This window comes from Mesorhizobium sp. P3_B5, assembly GCF_056402815.1.
This window is the reverse complement of the sequence record NZ_JBFUGR010000002.1, coordinates 1-17,981: the sequence shown is the minus strand read 5'-3', so window position 1 is coordinate 17,981 and position 17,981 is coordinate 1. Positions and strand designations below refer to the sequence as shown.

Sequence of the window (17,981 nt, the reverse complement as noted above, 5' to 3'; positions counted from 1 at the left end):
GTTAAGTCGGCTCAGGCTTCAAACGGGTTTACCAGCTTCAGGTCAAGTCCGTCGAAGTCGCGAACATTGCGCGTGGCAAGCGTGGCGTCATGCACCATGCAGATTGCGGCGATCATGGCGTCCTTGGTTTCAACAGGTCTGCCAGCCAGCCGTCTTGCGGCGGTAATGCGGCCATACTGTTCCGCAGGGACATCCCCGAAAGGCAGAATTCGGCCAGAGAATTCGCCCCTGATCCTGGATATGCTCTGCAGAAGGCCATCCCGGCGTACGGCCTCCTGGACGAGGTACGCTCCGAAATAGAGCTCTGCAAAAACAATGGTGGAAAGAAAAAGTGTCGCCGGTTCTTGGTCATTCAACCAGGCGAGAACGTTTTGGCTTCGCTGCCGGGCCAGCACGTCCGAGATGACGTTTGTGTCCAGTACGATCATTCCGGTCAACGGAAATCAGGCGGTCCACGGTCGGCCTCGCTTCGCGACTTCGTTATCTCCTGAATTTCGTCGTCGGTGAAACTATCATCGCCAACGAGGGAATAGAGGCGATCCCCGGCTTTTTCAGTGCCGGCACGCTGTGTTGCAAAACCCTTCTGGATCAAAACGACCGCTTCCTCGGAAAGGCTGCGCCTGTTCAGCCGCGCACTTTCCTCAAGTCGCCGTTTCAATTCCGGATTGATCCCACGGATCAGCATGTCACCCATTGGCATCTCTCTGTTTGATATCATTGATATCACGGCAGGCCGACATTTTCAATCGAAGGTTTGTAGACCAGAGCAGCTGAGGCTGACGGCTAGTCGGCACACGGGCAAAGCCCTATCCCACCAGCTTGCCTGGCACCTTGTCCCTGGCGAGCTTCTTGAACTTCTTCACCACCATGTCGCGCTTCAGCTTCGAGATGTGGTCGATGAACAGCACGCCATTGAGGTGGTCGATCTCATGCTGCAGGCAGGTCGCCATCAGCCCTTCGGCTTCGAGTTCCTGCGACTTGCCGTCGCGGTCGAAATATTTCACCCGCACGGCCGCCGGCCGCTCGACCTCGGCATAATAGTCCGGGATCGACAGACAGCCTTCCTCATAGACCGAGCGCTGGTCGGCGCTTTCGAGGATTTCGGGATTGATGAAGACATGCGGCGCCGGTGTCTCGTCTTCCTTGGCAAGGTCGATCACCAGCATGCGCAGCGGTTCGCCGATCTGGATTGCCGCAAGGCCGATGCCGGGCGCGTCATACATGGTGTCCAGCATGTCGCCGGCCAGTTTGCGCAAGGCGCCGTCGACGCGCTCGACCGGCTTGGAAAGCTGGCGCAGGACGGGATCGGGAAGGATGATAAGCGGCTTGATCGACATGCTTTCTCACCTAAGACCTCGCGCGAAAAGCGTCAACCGGGGCGCTTGCGGTGTCGTTCACGTTTTGATCTGTGCCGGCGGGCCGAATCATCTATGCTGCCCAAATGAATGATCTGACATCAATCCTTTCCGAGCCTGTTGCCCGGCTCGGCGCCACGACGATCACGCTCGGTCATGCGCTGGCGTTCGGGGCGATGCTGTTTCTAGGCCTGTTTCTGGCACTGGTCGTTGCGCTGTGGCGGTCGGCCAAGGCGCGGACCATCGCCGCCGCGGAGGCAGCCGACCATGCCCGCGACGCCGAGGCGCGGATGGCCGGCATCCTGCAAAGCCAGAACGAGATGCAGGGCCGCATGGGCGCCATCGCCGACGTGTTCGGGGCAAGACAGGCCGAGCTCAACCAGTCGATCGGACAGCGCCTCGACGCGATGACCGGCCGCCTCGGCCAGACCATGACCGAGCAGACGAAATCGACGCATGAGAGCCTGGCCAAACTGCAGGAGCGGCTGGCGGTGATCGACACCGCGCAAGGCAACATCCAGTCGCTCGCCGGCCAGGTCGTGCAGTTGCAGGCGATCTTGTCCAACAAGCAGACGCGCGGCGCCTTCGGCCAGTCGCGCATGGAGGCGATCGTCGCCGACGGCCTGCCGATGGGCGCCTACGAGTTCCAGGCGACGCTGTCGAATGGCAGCCGGCCCGACTGCCTGGTGAAGATGCCGAACGGCGCGCCGTCGCTGGCCATCGACGCAAAATTTCCGCTGGAGGCCTGGAACGCCATCCGCGCCGCCGATGGCGCCGATCTACAGAAGGTGGCCGCGCAGGCCTTCCGCCGCGACATCGAGATCCATGTCCGCGATATCTCGGAAAAATACCTGATCCAGGGCGAGACGCAGGACACCGCCTTCATGTTCGTGCCGTCGGAATCGGTGTTCGCCGAAATCCACGAGAATTTCGATGCGCTTATCCAGAAGGCGCACCGCGCCCGCGTCATCATCGTTTCGCCGTCGCTTTTGATGCTGTCGATCCAGGTCATCCAGGCGATCCTCAAGGATGCCCGCATGCGCGAGCAGGCGCATCTGATCCAGGGCGAGGTGATCCGGCTGATGGAGGATGTCGCGCGCGTCGACGAGCGGGTGCGCCGGCTGCAGACGCATTTCACCCAGTCGGCCAAGGACATCGACGACATTCTGGTGTCGACGTCGAAGGTGACCAAGCGCGGCCAGAAGATCGAGGCGCTGGAGTTCGGCGTGCAGCCTGGCGAAGGTGATGCAGGCACGGCCCAGATTGCACGGCCGGCGGTAGCGAAAGCCGAAACGCGCGTCGCCGATTCCAAGACCGGGCAGCTCAGGCTACGGGTCGTCGAAGGCGACGACTGAGAAGATGCCGCGCGGGACTACTGCTCCTCCACGACGCTGATCCCCTCGAATTCCGGAAGCCAGTGCAGCGCCGACCGGTGCCACTTCTGTTGTGTCGGGACCAGATCCTCGCGCTGCCGCGCGGTCCCCGCTCTGATCCCATACACCTTCGGCCCGTCGCCAACCGACGTCGCGTAGAGATGCGAACCGCAGTCGCCGCAAAAGCCCTGCGCGCGCTTGGCGCCGCTCGACCCCGTCTTGATATAGACCTTGGGCGTGCCCCTGGTAATCCGGTACCGGCTCTCAGGCGCGGGAACGGTGACGCGAAAGGCCGTGCCGGTCAGTTGCTGGCAATCCGTGCAATGACAGATAGAGGTCTTTTGCGGGTCGACCTCCGCCTCATAAGTGATGGCGCCGCAATGGCAACCGCCGTCGATCTTCATCCTGGTTTCCTCCCGAAATCCGTCCTGTAATCTTAGCGCGGCGGGGTCGTCAGGCAATGGCCGGCGGCTAGTCCAGAGCCTCTCCGGCCGCTGCCTCAACCGCCTTGCGCCGCCGCTCCCAGGTTCCGGTCGTCTGCGGCTTGACGAACAGCCGGGTTATCTCGGGCATTTCCTTTTTCAGCCGGGCTTCGATGCGCTCGACGCAGGCCTCGATCTCGGGCGCCGCCAAATGATCCTCGAACTCGATGCTCAGGCCGGCGACGATTTCCCGGGGACCCATATGCAACGTCAGCACGCCGTTCGCCCGCTGCACCGCCGGGTCTTGCTGGGCGATGGCCAGCACTTGTTTCTGCACCTCGGGCGACGCCGGTTCGCCCAACAGCAGGCTCTTGCTTTCACGCGCCAGGAAGATCGCGGTGGCGCCGAGGATCAGAGCGATGCCGATCGAGGCCGCGCCGTCGAGTTGCGGCATCCCCAGCAGCTCCGCCGCCAGTATGCCGGCAAAAGCGACGATCAGGCCGAGAAGGGCCGCACTGTCCTCGAACAGCACGGTGTAGACGCTGGGGTCCTTGCTCGATTGCACCGCTCGCAGCCAGCCCTGCCTGCCCTTCTGCTTGCGGAACTCCTTCAGCGCCACCCACCAGGAACTGCCTTCGAAAAGGAACGACAGGCCAAGCACGATGTAGTTCACCATGGCATTGGCGACCGGCTCGGGCGCCAGCATGTGGATCACGCCTTCGTAGAACGACACGCCGGCGCCGAGCGCGAAGACCAGCAGTGCAACAATGAAACTCCAGAAGTAGAGCTCGCGACCATGACCGAGCGGATGCGTGCGGTCCGGCGGACGCGCGGCGCGGTGCATGCCGTAGAGCAGCAGGCCGCCATTGCCGGTGTCGACCAGCGAGTGCACGCCTTCCGACAGCATCGCCGAACTGCCGGTGAAGAAGGCGGCGGCGAATTTGGTCAGCGCGATCGCGAGATTGCCGGCGAGCGCCGCGTAGATGACCTTTTTCGACCCGCCATGCGCCGCCATGGTGTGTACTGTCCTGGTTGATGTCTTGAGCTTAGCGGAGCACCCGCCCAAGCTCCACAGCCATTCACAAGGCGGGCTTGCAGATGCGCCTACTCGACGATTTCGTCGGTCCACACCTTGAAGCCGGTGAGCAGGCCCGGGCCGAAAATATGGGTCAGCGGCACGTCGGCTGCGTCGCGGCCGGAGGCGATCAGGATGCGGCCGATGCGCGGTGCGTTGTTGCGCGGATCGAAGACATGCCAGCGACCGCCGAGATAGACCTCCATCCAGGCGGCGAAGTCCATACTCGCCCAGGGTTTGGGCAGGCCGATGTCGCTGATGTAGCCGGTGCAGTAGCGCGTCGGGATGTTGAGCGCGCGGCAGAAAGTGACGGCAAGATGCGCGAAGTCGCGGCAGACGCCGCTTTGCTCGCGATAGGCTTCGGCGGCGGTGCGCGTCGGCCGCGCATTGCCGTAACTGAAGACGATGTGGTTGTGGACGAAATCGCAGACCGCCTGCACGCGTGCAATGCCGAGCGGTGTGTGACCGAACAGCCGCCAGGCTTCGCTGGCCAGCAGGTCGCTCTCGCAAAAGCGGCTGGGCAACAGGAACAAAAGCGTGTCCGACGGCAGGTCGCGCACCTCATGCTGCCAGGCCATCAGGTCGCCCATTTCGAACGTGCCGGGGTCGCGGATCACCGCATCGGTGCCGAAGGTGAAGCGGCCGGGCGGGGCGACAAAACGGTTGCACCAATTGCCGAAACTGTCGCGGTAGCTCTGGATCGGCACCGGCGGATTGGAGGTCAGGAAATCCGGGCGCTCGAGATCGGATGCTCTGCTATAGTGGACGTTGAGCATCGCGATCAGCGGCGTTTCCTGCGGAAAGTCGAAGCTCATCTCGCAGCCGATGTGGATTCGCATCTTTGTCCTGACCGGCCTGCCTGATCATCACCCGGCGAAGGCACGGGCCGATGCTGCAGTGCGAAGACAACCATGACACGGACCGACATGGTTTACGAGCAAATTAGAAACCGGTTGAAAGCGGCCGGCTGGCGGTGGCGACAGGGGCTAGCCTCTTGCAGTCGGGCGTTTCTCTTGTTTCACTTGCCTTCTCACAATTGGAGGAACGAATCATGGCTAAAGGTGCGATGAAAGCGGGCAAGGAAGCCCGCAAGCCGAAGAAGGACGCCAAGAAGCCCGCCGCGGCCCCGGCCCTGAAGGCGCCGCCGGTCAAGGCGATGAAGCTGAAGGAGCGGTAGGCCTCGGCCATCCGTTTCGGTAAAGGTTTTACCGGCGGTGCTCAGGTGCCGCCGGCGCTGCTGTTGATTGACCCCACGCAAGTTTCTATATCCAGCCCGACGAAGACGACTTCGCGCTTTCCCCAAAACGGCCGGGACGACCCGCCAATCTTTGCTTGAGCATCGGATTTTCGGTTCCGATGCCCCGATGGAGCGCTCCGATGTCGTGGATACTTCTTTTCTTTGCCGGCCTGTTCGAGATCGGCTGGGCGATCGGCCTCAAATACACCGACGGATTCTCAAGACCGCTGCCGACCGTGCTGACCGTCGCCTCGATGATCGTCAGCCTGACCTTGCTCGGCCTGGCGCTGAAGACGCTGCCGGTCGGCACGGCCTATGCGGTGTGGACCGGCATCGGCACCGTCGGCACGGCGCTGCTCGGCATCTGGTTGCTGGGCGAGCCGGCGACGGCGATCAGGCTGGGCTGCATCGGGCTGATCGTCTGCGGCATCATGGGGCTGAAGCTGGCGGCCTGACCATACCGACAGACAAACACATTCAGGGCCGCTCAAAAGCGACCCCGATCCTCGAAGCAGATGCTTCGTTAGCCTTGAGGCTAGCGGGCGGAGAAGCCCGGAGGCGTCCTGCCGGTACGCTGCTTGCGCGCCGCATAACGCGCGTCGCGCTTGGCCTTGCGTTCGGCCTCGTCGGCGAGCAGGCGAGCAATACGCTCGTTCTCGTCGGCTTCCCGGATCTTTGCTTCCGCCTGTGCCGCTTCTTCGGCGGCGATACGCGCCGCTTCGGCTGCTGCCTCGCGCTCGGCCTTCTCGACCGCCTCGCGTGCCAGCTTTTCCTGCTTCAGCCGGGCCTTTTCAGCCTCGCGGATTTCGCGGGCCTCGAGGATCGCCTTGCGTTCGGCCTGTCGCGCCAGCACCGCTGGATCGTCTGCCGCCGGCTTTGACTTGAAGCGCTCCAGAAGCGCCTTCTTTGCCTCGTTTGCGGCGTTGCGCCGCTCGAAAACGTCTTTTTCCCTGTAAATAGCCAAGTCCACTTCCCTGAAGTCAATTCGCGACGCTTACATACGCGCGAAAACCGAGAGTTCAAGCGCCAAAACGGCATGGCAGCCATGAAATTGCTGGCTGTTGCAGCCGGGAGACGCCTTTTCGAGGCGAAACCGACATGCACTGTTCACCGTCCGCCCCTCTGGCGGCGAGGCGGACGCATCGCTACCTCTAGGGCAACAATCAAAACATTGGATGACACGTCATGGAACTCGGTCTCTATACTTTTGCCGACGTCAGCCCCGAACCCGGTCCCGGCGCCATTGGACCGCACCCGCGGCTGCGCAATCTGATAGAGGAGATCGAGCTCGCCGACGAGGTCGGGCTCGATGTGTTCGGACTGGGCGAGCATCACCGCCCCGACTATGCGGCCTCGGCGCCGGTCGTGGCGCTGGCCGCGGCGGCCGAGCGCACAAAGCGCATCAAGCTGACCAGCGCCGTCACCGTGCTGTCGTCCGACGATCCGGTGCGCGTGTTTCAGCAGTTTGCGACACTCGACCTGTTGTCGGGCGGGCGGGCCGAGATCATGGCCGGGCGCGGCTCGTTCATCGAATCCTTCCCGCTGTTCGGCTACAATCTCGAAGACTATGACGAGCTCTTTGCCGAAAAGCTCGATCTGCTGCTCGCCATTCGCGACAGCGTCAAGGTGAGCTGGTCCGGCAATCTGCGGGCAGCGATCAACGATCGCGGCGTCTATCCGCGTCCCTTCCAGGACAAATTGCCGATCTGGATCGCCATTGGCGGCACGCCGCAATCGGCGGCACGAGCCGGCGTGCTCGGCCTGCCGCTGGCGCTAGCCATCATCGGCGGCGAGCCGGCGCGGTTCGCGCCGCTGTTCGATATCTACCGCGACGCCGCCAAACGGGCTGGCACCGACCCGGCCAATCTCGCCACCAGCATCAACGTCCACGGCTTCATTGCCGAGACCACTGAGCAGGCGGCCGACGATTTCTACGGACCGCAGGCCGAAGTGATGAACCGCATCGGCCGCGAACGTGGCTGGGGTCCGACATCGCGGGCGCATTTCGACCACGCGCGGGGTCCAAGTGGTGCCTTGTTCGTCGGCAATCCCGAGCAGGTGGCCGAGAAGATCGTCGCCCAGCACCGGATCTTCAACAATGACCGCTTCCTGCTGCAGATGGCGATCGGCACCATGCCGCACGCCAAGATCATGAAGGCGATCGAACTCTACGGCACCAAAGTTGCGCCGATCGTGCGCAAGGAAACGGCGAAGGCCGTTCCCGTCATCGCGGCATCGGTCGCCTGATCCACGGTAGAGGCTTCCTGGACAAGGCCCACACGAGCCTTGTCGCTGCCGGCTAAAGGAACTTTGAGGCGGCACCGGCGTTTTCGCCGATCGGCTGCACCAATTGCGGTGCGCGATCGAGGGAACCAGAATGAAAGTCGAACCCGTCGCTTTGGGCGCAGCCGAAAGCCCGGATCCGCGCGTCGAGGCGCGCGCGGACACACGGCTGATGCGCTCGCTGCTCATCGGCATCTTCATCCTGATGGCCATCTACGCGCTGTATTTCGCCCGCGCCTTCTTCATGCCGGTCATCCTCGCCTTCCTGCTGACCCTGACGTTGACGCCGATCGTGCGCTATTTGCGCAAGCATGGCGTGCCCGACGTGGTGTCGGCGACGCTGCTGGTGCTGTTGTCGGTCTGCCTGTTTGCCAGCGCCGGCTACCTGCTCAGCGGCCCGGTCATCGACCTCGTCAACAACAGCTCGTCGATCGGTCAGCAATTGACCGAGCGCCTGGCGCAATTGCGTCGCCCTTTCGAAAAGATCATGCAGATCTCGCATGAGTTGGAAGGGCTGACCAACACCGGCCAGGAGCCCGGCATACAGAAGGTCGTGGTGTCGCAGTCCGGTATCCTGTCGCAGGCCGCCGGCAACATACTGTCCGCGGGAACCAGCCTGACCATCATCTTCGTGCTGTCGCTGTTCCTGCTGGCGTCAGGCACGATGTTTTATGAAAAGATAATCCAGTCATTTGCCAGCCTCAGCGAAAAGAAGCGGGCATTGCGCGTCGTCTACGACGTCGAGAGCGAAATCTCGCACTATCTGCTCACCGTCGCCCTCATCAACGCCGGCCTCGGCACGGTGATCGCGCTCGGCCTGTGGGGGCTCGGCGTGCCCAACCCGCTGGTCTGGGGCGCAGCGGCGGCACTGCTCAACTTCCTGCCCTATGTCGGGGCGTTCATGACCATCCTGCTGGTCAGCGTTATCGCGCTGATCAGCTTCGATAGCATCTCGTATGCGCTGCTGGCGCCGGCCTTCGTGCTTTTGTGCGACATCGTCGAAGGCCAGTTCGTGACGCCGATGGTGGTTGGCCGCCGGCTCGAGATCAACGCGGTGGCGATCTTCATCGCCATCGCTTTCTGGTCCTGGCTGTGGGGTTTCGTCGGCGCGCTGATGGCGGTGCCGCTGCTGGTCGTCATCAAGGTGTTCTGCGATCATTTCGACGGCCTCAGCCATGTCGGCAATTTTCTCGCCGCGCAACAGACCGTTGTCGTCGAGGAAGAACCCGTCGAGACTGTTGACAAGGCGTCGGCATAGATCGGCGCACAGTTTGCGGCTTCCGATCGGAGTGCCTATATCGAGCCGGTCAAGCCGGACTTCCTTTCCATGACCGATGCCTCATTCGATCTCGATGCCTATTTCGCCCGCATCGGCTACAGCGGTGCGAGGGAAGCTTCGCTCAAAACGCTGAAGGCATTGCATCTCAAGCACCCGCAAGCGATCGCGTTTGAAAATCTCGATACGCTGCTGGGCACTCCCGTTCGCCTCGATCTTGCCTCGCTGCAGGACAAGATCGTCGCCCGGGATCGCGGCGGCTACTGCTTCGAGCACAATCTGCTCCTCATGCAGGCGCTGAAGGCGCTGGGCTTTGCCGTCAGCGGCCTTGCCGCGCGGGTTCTGTGGGGCCAGGCAGAAAACGCCATCACCGCGCGCAGCCATATGCTGTTGCGTGTAGAACTCGACGGCCGAACCTACATCGCCGATGTCGGCTTTGGTGGCCTGACGCTGACGGCGCCGCTGCTGCTCGAGCCCGGTCTCGAACAAACGACCCCGCATGAAAGTTTCCGCATCGTTGAAACCGGCGACCACTTCCGCATGCAAGCCAATCTCGGCGGCGACTGGCGCACACTCCACCGCTTCGACATGCAGGAGGCCTACGAGATCGACTATGCGGTCGCCAACCATTTCGTGTCGACCCACCCGACCTCGCATTTCCTCTATTCCGTCATTGCCGCCCGCGCCTTGCCGGACCGGCGCTACGCGCTGCGCAACAACAGGTTGTCGATCCATCATCAGGGAGGCCGCACCGAGCAGCGCGAGATAGCGACAGCCACCGAGCTCGCCGACGTGCTGGAAGGCGTGCTCGACATCACCATTCCCGACCGTGCCGCCTTCGAGGCCAAGGTGCGGCAGAAGAATATCGTAGGAAGCTGACCATGACCGCTCTGTCCGTTCTCGACCTGTCGCCGATCATCGAAGGCAGCAATGCTTCGCAGTCGCTGGCCAATTCGCTCGACCTTGCCCGCCATGCCGAGCGACTCGGCTACAAGCGCTATTGGCTGGCCGAGCATCACAACATGCCGGGCATCGCCAGTGCGGCCACCGCGGTCGTCATCGCCCATGTCGCCGGCGGCACCAAGACGATCCGCGTCGGCGCCGGCGGCATCATGCTGCCCAACCATGCACCGCTGGTCATTGCCGAGCAGTTCGGCACGCTGGCGGCGCTGCACCCCGGCCGCATCGACCTCGGCCTCGGCCGCGCACCCGGCACTGACATGGGTACGGCACGGGCGCTGCGCCGCAATCTCGAGGCCTCAGACAATTTCCCGCAGGATGTCGTCGAGCTGATGGGCTATTTCCAGCCGGCCGAGGACGGCCAGCGCATTCGCGCCGTGCCCGGCGAGGGCCAGCAGGTGCCGGTGTGGATTCTCGGTTCCAGCCTCTATGGCGCGCAGCTTGCCGCCATGCTTGGCCTGCCCTACGCCTTTGCCTCGCATTTCGCGCCGGCCGAACTCGACCACGCGCTGGAGATCTATCGCTCGCGCTTCCAGCCGTCGGAACAGCTGGACAAGCCTTATGTCATGCTCGGCCTCAACGTCTTTGCGGCGCCCACCGACGCCGAGGCGCGGCTGCTGTTCACCTCGCTGCAACAGGCGTTCGTCAATCTGCGCTCCGGCCGGCCCGGCCGGTTGCCGGCTCCAGTCGAGAATTATGAGCGCGACCTCGACCCGATGGCCAGAACCATGCTGAGCCAGGCGCTGTCCTGCGCCGTCGTCGGCTCGCCGGAAACGGTGCGGCAGGGCGTCGACGCGTTCCTTAGCCGCACCGGCGCCGACGAATTGATGGTCACCGCGCAGATGTACGATCATGCGGCTCGGGTGCGGTCGTTCGAGATCCTGGCCGAGGCGCACAAATCGCTGTCGCAAGCCGCTTGAGGGTTGGCTTTTGCCTGACATGTGCGTCTGCTAAGGGCAGGCGCATTCCTCAGCCAAGAGCCCTCCCGTGACCCATGATCTCGACCAGCACGTGCGCTTTGCCATCGACCTGGCGCGCCGCGCCGGCGACCTCGGGCTGAAATACTTCCGCGACCTCGACAGCCTGACCATCGAGAGCAAGGGGCATCAGGACCTGGTCTCGGAAGCAGACCGCGAGGTGGAGTTGTTCATCCGCGCGGCTATCGCCGCCGCCTATCCGCAAGACGGCATCGTCGGCGAGGAACATGCCTCGGTGGCCGGGACGACCGGATATGTCTGGGTGATCGACCCTATCGACGGCACGGCGAATTTCGTCCACGGCATTCCGGCCTGGTGCGTGGTGATCGCTTGCGCCAGGGACGGGGAGACCGTCGTTGGCGTCATCCACGAGCCATCGACCGGCGAGACCTTTCATGGCCGGCGCGGCGGCGGCGCCTTCCTCAACCGCAAGCCGATCAGGACCAGTGCCGCTGCCAGCCTGGAGGAGGGCTCGGTCGGAACCGGACTTTCAAACCGCGCCAGAACCGAAAATGTCGCCGTGCTGGTCGGCCTCATCCTGGCGGAAGGCGGCGTGTTCTTTCGCAATGCATCAGGCGCCCTGATGCTGGCCTATGTCGCCGCCGGCCGGCTGCTTGGCTATGTCGAAGAGCACATGAACGCCTGGGACTGCCTGGCCGGCATGCTTCTGGTGGAAGAAGCTGGCGGCAGGATCGTGAAACCCGACCCGAAGACCGTGCTGCGGGACGGGACGCTGGTGATCGCGGCCGGAAAGGCTATTTTTCCTGAATTGCACACGCTTTGTTCAAAAGCGTTCAGGTTCTGATCCGGCGCGTGACAACTGGTCCGTTCCCTACCGACCGGCAAGGCGGTGGACGCCTTGCGTAGAATGCTTGCGCGTCGAGCAGCCTGTTCTTATATACGCGCCAAGCCGTTCGGTGCCGGAATGCCGGTTGCCGGAGCGGAATTTCTTGTGAACAGGGGCTTTCGTCGGAACGCCTGTAACGGGTCCTGAGAGCCTGCTTAGCGGAGAGACTAGAAAAATGGCAAAAGTAATCGGTATCGATCTGGGAACCACCAACTCCTGTATCGCCATCATGGATGGCAAGGAGCCGAAGGTTATCGAGAATGCGGAAGGCGCGCGCACGACCCCTTCCATTGTCGCCATCTCGGGCGACGGCGAGCGCCTCGTCGGCCAGCCGGCCAAGCGTCAGGCGGTCACCAATCCTGAAAACACCATCTTCGCGGTCAAGCGCCTGATCGGCCGCCGCTATGACGATCCGGTGACGGAGAAGGACAAGAAGCTTGTCCCCTACAAGATCGTCAAGGGCGACAATGGCGATGCCTGGGTCGAGGCCGGCGGCAAGAAGCAGTCGCCCAGCCAGATCTCGGCGATGATCCTGCAGAAGATGAAGGAAACGGCCGAAGCCTATCTCGGCGAGAAGGTCGAGAAGGCGGTCATCACCGTTCCGGCCTATTTCAACGACGCCCAGCGCCAGGCGACCAAGGATGCCGGCAAGATCGCCGGTCTGGAAGTGCTCCGCATCATCAACGAGCCGACCGCGGCAGCGCTTGCCTACGGCCTCGACAAGAAGGAAGGCAAGACCATTGCCGTCTATGACCTTGGCGGCGGCACGTTCGACATTTCGGTGCTCGAAATCGGCGACGGCGTGTTCGAGGTCAAGTCGACCAACGGCGACACCTTCCTCGGCGGCGAGGATTTCGACATGCGCCTGGTCGAATATCTGGCGGCCGAGTTCAAGAAGGAACAGGGCATCGACCTGAAGAACGACAAGCTGGCCCTGCAGCGTCTGAAAGAGGCGGCTGAAAAGGCCAAGATCGAGCTGTCGTCGACGACGCAGACCGAAATCAACCTGCCCTTCATCACCGCCGACGCGACCGGCCCGAAGCACCTGACGCTGAAGCTCACGCGCGCCAAGTTCGAGCAGTTGGTCGACGACCTCGTCCAGCGCACCATCGACCCTTGCAAGGCGGCGCTCAAGGATGCCGGCCTGAAGGCTGGCGAGATCGACGAAGTGGTCCTGGTCGGCGGCATGACCCGCATGCCCAAGATCCAGGAGATCGTGAAGCAGTTCTTCGGCAAGGAGCCGCACAAGGGCGTCAACCCCGATGAGGTCGTCGCGCTGGGCGCTGCCATCCAGGCCGGCGTGCTGCAGGGCGACGTCAAGGACGTTCTGCTGCTCGACGTGACACCGCTGTCGCTCGGCATCGAGACGCTGGGTGGCGTGTTCACCCGCCTGATCGAACGCAACACGACGATCCCGACCAAGAAGAGCCAGGTGTTCTCGACGGCCGAAGACAGCCAGTCGGCGGTGACCATCCGCGTCTTCCAGGGCGAGCGTGAAATGGCCGCCGACAACAAGGCGCTTGGCCAGTTCGACCTGGTCGGCATTCCGCCGGCGCCGCGTGGTGTGCCGCAGATCGAGGTCACTTTCGACATCGACGCCAACGGCATCGTCAACGTCTCGGCCAAGGACAAGGGCACCGGCAAGGAGCACCAGATCCGCATCCAGGCCTCGGGTGGCCTTTCGGACGCCGACATCGAGAAGATGGTCAAGGACGCCGAGGCCAATGCCGAGAGCGACAAGAAGCGGCGTGCCGTGGTCGAGGCCCGCAACCAGGCCGAAGCGCTGGTGCATTCGTCCGAGAAGTCGCTGAAGGAATATGGCGACAAGGTCTCGGAAGCCGAGCGCACGGCGATTTCCGATGCGATCGCGGCCCTGAAGACGGCTGCCGAGGGGGACGACGCGGCCGACATCGAGGCCAAGAGCCAGGTGCTCGCCGAAGCTTCGATGAAGCTTGGCCAGGCCATGTACGAAGCTTCGCAGAAGGAAGCCGCGGAAGCCGATGCCAAGGCGGACGCCGCCAAGGACTCTGACGTGGTCGATGCCGATTTCGAGGAAATCGACGAGGACGACGACAAGAAGAAGTCGGCCTGACCGTCTGACGGCAGAATAAGCGAAAAGCCCGGCGCAAAGCCGGGCTTTTTTGCAACCCTTGGCCAAAAAAAGTGCGAGCCTGGCCGAAAAAACACGGACAAACCGGCGTCGACACTGGCATCCCGGCCCCATCGCACCTAAATCGACACAACGTGCCGGCAAGCGACGCACAAAGCTTTAAGACGTTGAGCATCCGGACTGCGGGAAAAGATGAAAGCTGATTTCTACGAAACGCTGGGCGTGCAAAAGGGCGCCGACGAGAAGGAGCTCAAGAGCGCTTTCCGCAAGCTCGCCATGCAGTTCCATCCTGACCGCAACCCCGGCGATCATTCCTGCGAGCACAAGTTCAAGGAAATCAACGAAGCCTACGAGACGCTGAAGGACCCGCAGAAGCGCGCGGCCTATGACCGTTTCGGCCACGCCGCCTTCGAGCAGGGCGGCATGAATGGCGGCGCGCAAGGCTTTGGCGGCGGTGGCTTCGCCGATATCTTCGAGGACATTTTCGGCGACATGATGGGCGGGCGCCAGCGCCGCTCCTCGGGCGGCCGCGAGCGCGGCGCCGATCTGCGCTACAATATGGAAATCTCGCTGGAGGAAGCGTTTTCCGGCAAGACCGCGCAGATCCGCGTGCCGGCCTCGATCTCTTGCACGGAATGCTCCGGCAGCGGCGCCAAGCCGGGCACCCAGCCCGTCACCTGCGCGATGTGCAACGGCCACGGCAAGGTGCGGGCCACGCAAGGTTTCTTCTCGATCGAGCGCACCTGCCCGCAGTGCCAGGGCCGCGGCCAGACGATCAAGGATCCGTGCCCGAAATGCGCTGGCCAAGGCCGCGTCATCGAGGAGCGCTCGCTGTCGGTCAATATTCCGGCCGGTATCGAGGACGGCACTCGCATCCGGCTTGCCAATGAAGGCGAGGCCGGTCTACGCGGTGGCCCGTCGGGCGATCTCTATATTTTCCTGGCGGTCAAGCCACACGAATTCTTCCAGCGCGACGGCGCCGATCTCTACTGCAAGGTGCCGATCTCGATGACGACGGCAGCCCTTGGCGGCTCGTTCGAGGTGGCGACGCTGGACGGCACCCAGACCAAGGTGAAGGTGCCGGAAGGCACCCAGAACGGCCGCCAGTTCCGCCTCAAGGGCAAGGGTATGCCGGTGCTGCGCCAGCCCAATGTCGGCGACCTCTATATCCAGACCGCGGTCGAGACGCCGCAAAGCCTGTCGCGCCGCCAGCGCGAATTGCTGGAAGAGTTCGAGCAGCTGTCGTCACAAGACAATTCGCCCCAGTCGAGCGGCTTTTTCGCCCGCATGAAGGATTTTTTCGAGTCCTTCGGCGAGCATTGACGGCCTTGCACGCTTTTGAGCGACATGCATGGCGAGCAGCTTCCCAAACGTCATCAACATCTTATCCCGGGCTTTCGCCTTGCCTTGAACCTCGTAGCTGCTAAGTAGCTTCGGGGAGCGCTGAGGAGAACTTGCATGGCACGTGGTCCGGGATTGCGGAAAGCACTGGCGGAAAAGTTCGACGACGAGCTGAAGTTCTTCAAGGGCTGGATCGACAAGCCGAAGACGGTGGGATCGATCGTCCCGACCAGCTCCATCACCGCCCGCAAGATGGCCTCGATCGTCAATCCCAAGTCCGGCCTGCCGGTGCTCGAAGTCGGGCCTGGCACCGGTGTCATTACCCGCGCCATCCTTGCGCTCGGCGTGAAGCCTGAAAATCTCTACGCGGTCGAATATTCCACCGACTTCGTCCGCCATCTGCGCCGCATCTACCCGGGCGTCCATGTAATCGAGGGCGACGCCTTCAATCTCAACGCCACGCTCGGCGACAAGAGCGAGATGGTCTTCGATTCGGTGGTGTCGGGCGTGCCGTTGCTCAACTTCCCGGTGGCACAGCGCATCGCCTATATCGAAAGCCTGCTCGACCGCATCCCTGAGGGACGGCCGATCGTGCAGCTGACCTACGGTCCGCTGTCGCCGATCCCGCCCGGCCGCGGCGACTACACGGTCGAGCATTTCCACTTCGTCATCCGCAACATCCCGCCCACACAGCTGTGGATCTACCGCCGCAAGGCGCATTAGGGTATGCCGATATTCAGGTGAGGCCGGCCTGCAAATGGCAGCTTCCTGCGCTTCCGGTGCTCACGTACTTCAAGTACGCTCCGCTCCGGTTCTCGGAACCCACCATTTCGACTCGGCCTGACCTGAATCTCAACACACCCCGAAGCAGTCCGCTTCCTCCGGATGCCAATGGCAGTAACTCCGAAAATCCTCGTCTTCGCCGGCTCGATCCGCACCGGCGCCTTCAGCGGCAGGACCGCCGATGTGGCGCAGAAGGAGCTGGCCATGCAGGGCGCCGAGGTGACCCGCATCTCGCTCGCCGACTATCCGCTGCCGATCCTCGACGAGGACCTTGAAAAGGAAAAGGGCGTCCCCGACAACGCCGTCAGACTCGCCCGGCTGATCGCTGCCCATGACGGGCTGCTGATCGCCACCCCCGAATATAACGGCTCCATCCCGCCGCTGCTCAAGAACAGCATCGACTGGGCAAGCCGGGTGCGCAAGGATGGCGGCCGCTCGCTCCGGCCGCTTGCCGGCAAGGTCGCCGGCCTCTGTTCGTCTTCCAATGGACATTTCGCCGGGATACGCTGCATCAACCATCTGCGCGCGGTGCTGGTGCGCTGCCAAATGGTGGTGGTGACGCCGGAGTGCTCGGTGCCGGAGGGCGGCGACGCCTTCGACGAGGGCGGCAATTTCAGGGACGAAAGACTGCATAAATCGATGGAGCATCTATGCCGCACGCTGATCGAAACCTCGCGCATGCTGTCGACCCGGATCGAGACATGATCCGGGCGCAAGAGACGATGCGCGACAGGCTGATCGTCGGCCTCGACGTGCCGACGCTGAAGCAGGCCGAGGAAGCGGTGCGCGAGCTCGAAGGCGTCGTCTCCTTCTACAAGATCGGCTATCAGCTGGCCTTCGCCGGCGGGTTGGACTTCGCCAGAGAATTGGCCAGCGGCGGCATAAAAGTCTTTCTCGACATGAAGCTGCTCGACATCGACCACACGGTGGCCAAGGGCGTCGAAAACATCGTCAAGATGGGCGTCAGCATGCTGACCATCCACGCCTATCCCAAGGCGATGCGGGCGGCGGTGGAAGCCGCCAGGGGCAGCGAGCTGTGCCTGCTTGCCGTCAGTGTGCTGACCTCGATGGACGAACAGGACATGATCGATGTCGGCTATGAGTATGACCCGCACACGCTGGTGTTGCGGCGCTCGGAACAGGCGCTGCATGCCGGCATGGGCGGCATCGTCTGCTCGGCCGAGGAAGCGGAGGCGGTGCGCCGCATCGTCGGACCGAACATGGCCGTGGTAACGCCGGGCATCCGGCCCAAGGGCAGCGACCATGGCGACCAGAAACGTGTGGTGACGCCGGCGCAAGCGATCCGCAACGGCTCCAGCCACCTCGTCGTCGCCCGCCCCATCGTCGCGGCAAGCGACCGGCGCGCGGCGGCGGAAGCCATTCTCGACGAGATGCGCTCGGCATAACCCAGCAACAATTTCCGGAGAAAAAGAATGCCCAAGGGATACTGGATTGCCCGCGTCGAAGTGCGCGACACCGAAGGCTACAAGGAGTATGTCGCCGCCGCCAAACTGGCCTTCGACAAATTCGACATGAAATTCCTGGCGCGCGGCGGACCCTACGAATTCGCCGAGGGCGCCGGCCGCGCCCGCAACGTCATCATCGAGTTTCCGTCGCTTGCCGCGGCGCATGAGTGCTACCACTCGCCGGAGTATCAGCGCGCCGCCGCCATTCGCCAGAAGGTGGCCGACGGCGAAATCGTGCTGGTCGAGGGGGTCTGAGATTTCTCGGAGCTAGAGCGGGATGAATCTAGGTTGGCGCATAGCCTGCCTCTGTGAAGTAATTTCTGCATTCGGTTGAAGAGACGGTGCCGAGGATTTGGCCGATGGCGTCACAGACGGTTTCGACGGTACGCTTGGCAGCCTTACGGAGCCAATGCTTTAGCTTTGCAAAGAGCTTCTCGATGGGGTTCAGGTCAGGCGGATGGGGTTCAGGTCAGGCG

21 protein-coding genes and 1 pseudogene are annotated in these 17,981 nt (G+C 63.0%); 14 read left to right on the top strand and 8 right to left on the bottom strand.

Annotated features, from left to right (window positions below; genetic code table 11):
• Positions 1-11: 11 nt before the first annotated feature.
• From AC1DVW_RS05055 to def, 3 genes are all read right to left on the bottom strand, one after another.
• The gene (locus tag AC1DVW_RS05055; protein ID WP_477322616.1) at positions 12-428 is read right to left on the bottom strand and encodes a PIN domain-containing protein; all 417 of its coding nucleotides are present in this window, start codon (positions 426-428) and stop codon (positions 12-14) included.
• Between the two features lie 5 nt (positions 429-433).
• Positions 434-694, bottom strand: a complete 261-nt coding sequence (locus tag AC1DVW_RS05050) for a FitA-like ribbon-helix-helix domain-containing protein (RefSeq protein ID WP_477321634.1) — start codon at positions 692-694, stop codon at positions 434-436.
• Positions 695-806: 112 nt separating this feature from the next.
• Positions 807-1,337, bottom strand: a complete 531-nt coding sequence (gene def, locus AC1DVW_RS05045) for a peptide deformylase (RefSeq protein ID WP_477321632.1) — start codon at positions 1,335-1,337, stop codon at positions 807-809.
• 104 nt (positions 1,338-1,441) lie between these two features.
• On the opposite strand from def, the gene AC1DVW_RS05040 reads away from it, so the two are divergent.
• Complete coding sequence (locus tag AC1DVW_RS05040; RefSeq protein ID WP_477321630.1) at positions 1,442-2,710, top strand: DNA recombination protein RmuC; 1,269 nt, start codon at positions 1,442-1,444, stop codon at positions 2,708-2,710.
• 17 nt (positions 2,711-2,727) lie between these two features.
• On the opposite strand, the gene AC1DVW_RS05035 is transcribed toward AC1DVW_RS05040, so the two are convergent.
• The 3 genes from AC1DVW_RS05035 to AC1DVW_RS05025 all read right to left on the bottom strand — a co-directional run bounded on the left by AC1DVW_RS05035 (position 2,728) and on the right by AC1DVW_RS05025 (position 5,064).
• Positions 2,728-3,132 (bottom strand): GFA family protein, encoded by a 405-nt coding sequence (locus AC1DVW_RS05035; protein WP_477321629.1) that lies wholly within the window; start codon positions 3,130-3,132, stop codon positions 2,728-2,730.
• 67 nt (positions 3,133-3,199) lie between these two features.
• Positions 3,200-4,165, bottom strand: a complete 966-nt coding sequence (locus AC1DVW_RS05030) for a cation diffusion facilitator family transporter (RefSeq protein ID WP_477321627.1) — start codon at positions 4,163-4,165, stop codon at positions 3,200-3,202.
• 89 nt (positions 4,166-4,254) lie between these two features.
• A complete protein-coding gene (locus tag AC1DVW_RS05025) occupies positions 4,255-5,064 on the bottom strand; it encodes a transglutaminase-like domain-containing protein (RefSeq protein WP_477274114.1) in 810 nt (269 codons plus the stop codon).
• Between the two features lie 212 nt (positions 5,065-5,276).
• Here AC1DVW_RS05025 and AC1DVW_RS05020 point away from each other — a divergent pair, with 212 nt between their 5' ends.
• Together AC1DVW_RS05020 and sugE are read left to right on the top strand one after the other, a co-directional pair.
• Complete coding sequence (locus tag AC1DVW_RS05020; protein ID WP_477274112.1) at positions 5,277-5,402, top strand: hypothetical protein; 126 nt, start codon at positions 5,277-5,279, stop codon at positions 5,400-5,402.
• Between the two features lie 200 nt (positions 5,403-5,602).
• Complete coding sequence (gene sugE, locus AC1DVW_RS05015) at positions 5,603-5,917, top strand: quaternary ammonium compound efflux SMR transporter SugE (protein WP_477274110.1); 315 nt, start codon at positions 5,603-5,605, stop codon at positions 5,915-5,917.
• A gap of 80 nt (positions 5,918-5,997) precedes the next feature.
• Here the strand turns inward: sugE and AC1DVW_RS05010 are convergent, their stop codons facing one another.
• Positions 5,998-6,426: a DUF6481 family protein gene (locus AC1DVW_RS05010; protein ID WP_477240439.1), complete on the bottom strand. Its 429-nt coding sequence runs from the start codon at positions 6,424-6,426 to the stop codon at positions 5,998-6,000.
• A 221-nt stretch (positions 6,427-6,647) separates the two neighbouring features.
• On the opposite strand from AC1DVW_RS05010, the gene AC1DVW_RS05005 reads away from it, so the two are divergent.
• The 11 genes from AC1DVW_RS05005 to AC1DVW_RS04955 all read left to right on the top strand — a co-directional run bounded on the left by AC1DVW_RS05005 (position 6,648) and on the right by AC1DVW_RS04955 (position 17,760).
• Positions 6,648-7,709 (top strand): LLM class flavin-dependent oxidoreductase, encoded by a 1,062-nt coding sequence (locus AC1DVW_RS05005; RefSeq protein WP_477321625.1) that lies wholly within the window; start codon positions 6,648-6,650, stop codon positions 7,707-7,709.
• Positions 7,710-7,839: 130 nt separating this feature from the next.
• Positions 7,840-9,003, top strand: a complete 1,164-nt coding sequence (locus AC1DVW_RS05000; RefSeq protein ID WP_477240435.1) for an AI-2E family transporter — start codon at positions 7,840-7,842, stop codon at positions 9,001-9,003.
• A 69-nt stretch (positions 9,004-9,072) separates the two neighbouring features.
• Positions 9,073-9,900, top strand: a complete 828-nt coding sequence (locus AC1DVW_RS04995) for an arylamine N-acetyltransferase family protein (RefSeq protein ID WP_477240433.1) — start codon at positions 9,073-9,075, stop codon at positions 9,898-9,900.
• A gap of 2 nt (positions 9,901-9,902) precedes the next feature.
• Positions 9,903-10,901, top strand: a complete 999-nt coding sequence (locus tag AC1DVW_RS04990; RefSeq protein ID WP_477274106.1) for an LLM class flavin-dependent oxidoreductase — start codon at positions 9,903-9,905, stop codon at positions 10,899-10,901.
• Positions 10,902-10,968: 67 nt separating this feature from the next.
• Positions 10,969-11,763, top strand: a complete 795-nt coding sequence (locus AC1DVW_RS04985; protein WP_477274104.1) for an inositol monophosphatase family protein — start codon at positions 10,969-10,971, stop codon at positions 11,761-11,763.
• A gap of 217 nt (positions 11,764-11,980) precedes the next feature.
• Complete coding sequence (gene dnaK, locus AC1DVW_RS04980; protein ID WP_477240427.1) at positions 11,981-13,897, top strand: molecular chaperone DnaK; 1,917 nt, start codon at positions 11,981-11,983, stop codon at positions 13,895-13,897.
• 210 nt (positions 13,898-14,107) lie between these two features.
• Complete coding sequence (gene dnaJ, locus AC1DVW_RS04975; protein WP_477240425.1) at positions 14,108-15,238, top strand: molecular chaperone DnaJ; 1,131 nt, start codon at positions 14,108-14,110, stop codon at positions 15,236-15,238.
• 135 nt (positions 15,239-15,373) lie between these two features.
• The gene (gene pmtA, locus AC1DVW_RS04970; protein WP_477240424.1) at positions 15,374-15,979 is read left to right on the top strand and encodes a phospholipid N-methyltransferase PmtA; all 606 of its coding nucleotides are present in this window, start codon (positions 15,374-15,376) and stop codon (positions 15,977-15,979) included.
• A 168-nt stretch (positions 15,980-16,147) separates the two neighbouring features.
• Positions 16,148-16,744 (top strand): NADPH-dependent FMN reductase, encoded by a 597-nt coding sequence (locus AC1DVW_RS04965; protein ID WP_477321623.1) that lies wholly within the window; start codon positions 16,148-16,150, stop codon positions 16,742-16,744.
• Positions 16,741-17,445 carry an orotidine-5'-phosphate decarboxylase gene (pyrF, locus tag AC1DVW_RS04960; protein ID WP_477274100.1) on the top strand — a complete coding sequence of 235 codons (705 nt, stop codon included), beginning with the start codon at positions 16,741-16,743 and terminating at the stop codon, positions 17,443-17,445. The genes AC1DVW_RS04965 and pyrF overlap by 4 nt, the downstream gene beginning before the upstream one ends.
• Positions 17,446-17,472: 27 nt before the next feature.
• The gene (locus AC1DVW_RS04955; RefSeq protein WP_477274098.1) at positions 17,473-17,760 is read left to right on the top strand and encodes a DUF1330 domain-containing protein; all 288 of its coding nucleotides are present in this window, start codon (positions 17,473-17,475) and stop codon (positions 17,758-17,760) included.
• Between the two features lie 28 nt (positions 17,761-17,788).
• On the opposite strand, the pseudogene AC1DVW_RS04950 reads toward AC1DVW_RS04955, so the two are convergent.
• Positions 17,789-17,965 (bottom strand): annotated as a pseudogene (locus AC1DVW_RS04950) (IS630 family transposase); the annotation flags it as partial.
• Between the last annotated feature and the right edge of the window lie 16 nt (positions 17,966-17,981).

Coding starts and splice junctions, on each gene's coding strand:
- AC1DVW_RS05030 (WP_477321627.1), bottom strand. CDS start 4,165: ATGGCGGCGCATGGCGGGTCGAAAAAGGTCATCTACGCGGCGCTCGCC.
- AC1DVW_RS05050 (WP_477321634.1), bottom strand. CDS start 694: ATGGGTGACATGCTGATCCGTGGGATCAATCCGGAATTGAAACGGCGA.
- pyrF (WP_477274100.1), top strand. CDS start 16,741: ATGATCCGGGCGCAAGAGACGATGCGCGACAGGCTGATCGTCGGCCTC.
- AC1DVW_RS05000 (WP_477240435.1), top strand. CDS start 7,840: ATGAAAGTCGAACCCGTCGCTTTGGGCGCAGCCGAAAGCCCGGATCCG.
- AC1DVW_RS05025 (WP_477274114.1), bottom strand. CDS start 5,064: ATGCGAATCCACATCGGCTGCGAGATGAGCTTCGACTTTCCGCAGGAA.
- AC1DVW_RS05040 (WP_477321630.1), top strand. CDS start 1,442: ATGAATGATCTGACATCAATCCTTTCCGAGCCTGTTGCCCGGCTCGGC.
- AC1DVW_RS05055 (WP_477322616.1), bottom strand. CDS start 428: ATGATCGTACTGGACACAAACGTCATCTCGGACGTGCTGGCCCGGCAG.
- AC1DVW_RS05005 (WP_477321625.1), top strand. CDS start 6,648: ATGGAACTCGGTCTCTATACTTTTGCCGACGTCAGCCCCGAACCCGGT.
- AC1DVW_RS05035 (WP_477321629.1), bottom strand. CDS start 3,132: ATGAAGATCGACGGCGGTTGCCATTGCGGCGCCATCACTTATGAGGCG.
- sugE (WP_477274110.1), top strand. CDS start 5,603: ATGTCGTGGATACTTCTTTTCTTTGCCGGCCTGTTCGAGATCGGCTGG.
- AC1DVW_RS04995 (WP_477240433.1), top strand. CDS start 9,073: ATGACCGATGCCTCATTCGATCTCGATGCCTATTTCGCCCGCATCGGC.
- AC1DVW_RS04965 (WP_477321623.1), top strand. CDS start 16,148: ATGGCAGTAACTCCGAAAATCCTCGTCTTCGCCGGCTCGATCCGCACC.
- pmtA (WP_477240424.1), top strand. CDS start 15,374: ATGGCACGTGGTCCGGGATTGCGGAAAGCACTGGCGGAAAAGTTCGAC.
- AC1DVW_RS04990 (WP_477274106.1), top strand. CDS start 9,903: ATGACCGCTCTGTCCGTTCTCGACCTGTCGCCGATCATCGAAGGCAGC.
- dnaK (WP_477240427.1), top strand. CDS start 11,981: ATGGCAAAAGTAATCGGTATCGATCTGGGAACCACCAACTCCTGTATC.
- def (WP_477321632.1), bottom strand. CDS start 1,337: ATGTCGATCAAGCCGCTTATCATCCTTCCCGATCCCGTCCTGCGCCAG.
- dnaJ (WP_477240425.1), top strand. CDS start 14,108: ATGAAAGCTGATTTCTACGAAACGCTGGGCGTGCAAAAGGGCGCCGAC.
- AC1DVW_RS04955 (WP_477274098.1), top strand. CDS start 17,473: ATGCCCAAGGGATACTGGATTGCCCGCGTCGAAGTGCGCGACACCGAA.
- AC1DVW_RS05020 (WP_477274112.1), top strand. CDS start 5,277: ATGGCTAAAGGTGCGATGAAAGCGGGCAAGGAAGCCCGCAAGCCGAAG.